Here is a 3,568-nt window from a genome sequence, read left to right as displayed (position 1 = left end):
TTTCCGACACGGCGGCGATGCGGTGCGAGGAGGCGATCAGCGTGGTGCGCTCGGGCGTGACGAAGCCGCGAATGATGGCGCGGCCGGCTTCCATCAACTCCGCCGCGATCAGTATGTCGACGTCGCCTTGCGAGGGCGACAGCGCAAAGACCGGCAGCCGGCCGGTGTCGCGGGCCATCTCGACATAGTAGATGGTGGCGCCGGTACGCTGGGCGACGCCGGCGACCGAGGTCGACTGCGCGACATAGCCGTTGCGCTCGGCGACATCGGTAATCCAATCGGCGAGCACGCCGCCGCCCTGGCCGCCGACCGCCAGCACGGCGAGCTTGATGACACGCTCACCATCCTGAGCGCTGGCGTGGGCGCGAAGTGGGGGGACGGCGTCAAGCATCGGCGAAAGTCAGGCGCCGGCTTTCGCGGCGACGCTGCAACAGGCTGATGGTGGCGCGGCGCGCCGCTTCCAGGAAGCGATCCCAGCGGCTTGGATTGTGGACGACGTCGGCGCGATAGAAGGACGGGCAGAGCACCGCCGCATCGGCGACCTCGCCGCAATTGCCGCAACCGACGCAACTCTGGTCGATATGCGCGACCGGATCGTCGCGCAAAAGATCGTCGAGCGACTTGACCGACAGCGATGGGCAGCCGGACAGCCGCATGCAGGCATGGTCACCGGTACAGATGTCCTCATCCACGCCGAACTTCGGTTTCACGACACGGGTCCCGCCCTTGATCGCCTTGTCGACCAGCGGCTTTTCGCGGCGCTGGCGGTTGAGCATGCATTCGGACGAGGCGACGATGACTTTCGGCCCCTTCTCCTCCGTCGTCAGCGCCTCGCGTAGCGTGTCCTGCATCTTGGTCACGTCATAGGTGCGGTCGACATGGCGCAGCCATTTGACGCCCATGCCTTTGACCGCCTCGGTGATCGGATGCTTCGTCGACTTGGTCTTGTTGCCGGCGCGGGATGAGAGGATGTCCTGGCCGCCGGTGGCGGCCGAGTAAAAATTATCGACGATGACGATGACGCCGTCGTTCTTGTTGAACACCGCGTTGCCAATTGAGGAGGTCAGGCCGTTGTGCCAGAAGCCGCCGTCGCCGACGAAGGAGATGGACCGCCGCTTGGCATCAGGCGAATTGAAGGCCGAGGCGGAGGCCGGGCCCAGCCCGTAGCCCATGGTGGTGGCGCCGAGCTCGAAAGGCGGCATGATCGAGAACAGATGGCAGCCGATGTCGGAGGCGATGTGATGCTTGCCGAGCTCCTGCTCGACCAGTTTTGTCGCGGCAAAGATCGGCCGTTCCGGGCAGCCGATGCAGAAGCCCGGCGGACGGCCCGGCACGACATTGATGAGGTCGGCTGCATCAACGCCGTCGCCGACCTTGTTGGGCGCGCGCACCTCGCCCGGCAGCAGATGCGGCGCCTCGGCGCGCAGGAAGGCGCCGATGCCGTCGAGCATGACCTGGCCGGTATATTCGCCGGCCATCGGCAGATGCTCCTTGCCAACCAGCCTGGTGCCTCGACCGGCCTTGTGCAGCATCGAAGCAAAGGCCTGTTCGATGTAGTTGGGCTGGCCTTCCTCGACGACCAGCACCGACTGCTTGCCCTCGCAGAACGACAGGAACTCGTCGTCGATCAAGGGATAGACGGCATTGAGCACATAGAGCGGCACGTCGGTGTCGCCATAGGTGTCGGCAAGGCCGAGCCGCTGCAGCGCGCGGATGACCGAATTGTACATGCCGCCCTGCATGACGATGCCGACCGAGCCATGGTCCGAGCCGAAGAACTCGTTGATCTTGTTCTTGGCGATGAAGTCGACCGCCGCCGGCCAGCGTTTCTGCACCTTCTCCTTCTCATGCAGGAAGGAGGCGGGCGGCAGCACGATGCGGCCGGTGTCGCGGCGCGGCGCGTCGAGGGCATCGGCGACCGTCATCGGCGGCCGCTTGTTGTCCTTGGCGATGAAATGGCCATGCACGTGGCAGCAGCGGATGCGCACCTGCAGCATGACCGGCGTGTTGGAAATCTCCGACAGCTCGAAACCATCCTCCACCGCCTTGACGATCGATGGCAGATTGGGTCGCGGGTCGAGCAGCCACACCTGGCTTTTCATGGCGAAGGCATGGCTGCGCTCCTGCATGATCGAGGAGCCCTCGCCATAGTCTTCGCCGACGATGATCAGCGCGCCGCCGGTGACGCCGCCGGAGGCGAGATTGGCCAGCGCGTCGGAGGCAACATTGGTGCCGACGGTCGACTTGAAGGTCGCCGCACCGCGAATGGGATAATGCACTGACGCCGCCAGCATGGCGGTGGCAGTGGCTTCCGAGGCGCTGGCTTCGAAATGCACGCCGAGCTCGCCCAGAATGTCCTGCGCGTCGGCCAGCACGTCCATCAGGTGACTGATCGGCGCGCCCTGATAGCCGCCGACATAGCCGACGCCGCATTGCAGCAGCGCCTTGGTGATGGCGAGAATGCCTTCGCCGGCAAACTCCTCGCCGGCACCGAGCCTGAGTTTTTCGACTTCCCTGGCAAAAGACCGTTCGGCCATTCTTTTTCTCCCTTCCGTTACCGCCAGCGCTGGCGGCGCGTAGGTCTAGATGTCGTGCTTGCGAATGTTCTTCAGCATCTTCAAAAGCGTGGCGATGAGCGCGGAATATTCGGCATCGTCGATGTCGTCGAACATCGCTTCGAACGCGTCGTGCATGGCCGGCCAGGCGCGGGTGAACTCGGCGCGGCCCTCGTCGGTCAGGAACACATGGCGGATTCGGCTGTCGGTGACACCCTGCTCGCGTCGCACCAGACCCTGGCCCTCCAGCGTATCGAGGGTCCGGCTCAAGGTCGATTGCTCGATGACCGTATAGACCGAGAGGTCGTTGACGGTGATACCGTCGGTGACCGACAGCACGGCGAGCGTGCGGACCTGCGGGATGGTCAGGCCCTGCTTGCGGAAATCGTCGCGCAAGGTGGCGTTGTAGCGGCCCATGATGCGGTTCATCAGATAGGGCGCGAATTGCTGCAGCCCGATCTGCCCCAGGGTCGAAATGCGCTGGCGCTTTTCCGCGACCTTCTCTTCCATCACAGCCTCCCCGCCAGGAGAAAGCCGGAACCGCCGCCGAGACCCGCACCCGGGTGGGTCGAGGCGCCGATATGGTAGAGACCCTTGATGCCGGTCTGATGGTTGCGGCTGGTCTTGAACGGCCGCCACAGGAAAGACTGGTCGATGGTCGAGGAACCGCCATAGGGGTCACCGCCGACCAGGTTGATGTTCATCGCCTCCAGATCGGCCGGCGAATAGGCGCGGCGCGCGATGACGCTGTCCTTGAAGCCTTCGATATGGCTGGCGAGGATCGCCTCAATGCGGTCGGCATAGGCTTCGCGCAGCACATCGGTCCATTGCCCGTCTGCCGGCGCCTGCAGCTTGCCGGCCGCGTCGCCCTTGATGTGGCGAGGCGCCTCTGGCAGTTGCAGCCACAGGATCGCCTTGCCCTCCGGGCAGCGCGACGGGTCGAGCGCGTGCGGCTGGCCGACGCAGATGGTCGGCACCTCCGGCAGCATGCCGCGCGCCGCCTCGTTGCAAGC

The 3,568-nt window shown here is 65.1% G+C and carries 3 protein-coding genes and 1 pseudogene; all 4 read right to left on the bottom strand.

Going from position 1 to position 3,568, the window contains the following annotated elements; all coding sequences use genetic code 11:
• A partial coding sequence (locus EN879_RS28070; protein ID WP_206521019.1) for a 2-oxoacid:acceptor oxidoreductase family protein occupies nt 1–391 on the bottom strand: 391 nt, incomplete at its 3' end.
• Entirely contained in the window at nt 384–2,537 is a 2,154-nt protein-coding gene (locus EN879_RS28065) for an indolepyruvate ferredoxin oxidoreductase subunit alpha (RefSeq protein WP_063169955.1), read from the bottom strand. The genes EN879_RS28065 and EN879_RS28070, both read right to left, overlap by 8 nt.
• Nucleotides 2,538–2,582: 45 nt before the next feature.
• On the bottom strand, nt 2,583–3,065 hold the full coding sequence (locus EN879_RS28060) for a MarR family transcriptional regulator (RefSeq protein WP_013527967.1): 483 nt from the start codon (nt 3,063–3,065) through the stop codon (nt 2,583–2,585).
• Nucleotides 3,065–3,568: pseudogene (locus EN879_RS28055) on the bottom strand (NAD(P)/FAD-dependent oxidoreductase); the annotation flags it as partial. The gene EN879_RS28060 and the pseudogene EN879_RS28055, both read right to left, overlap by 1 nt.

Origin of the sequence: Mesorhizobium sp. M7A.F.Ca.AU.002.02.1.1 (assembly GCF_003998535.1) — a bacterium.
GTDB classification, from domain to species: Bacteria; Pseudomonadota; Alphaproteobacteria; order Rhizobiales; family Rhizobiaceae; genus Mesorhizobium; species Mesorhizobium ciceri.
This window is presented reverse-complemented; position numbering and strand designations above follow the sequence as displayed.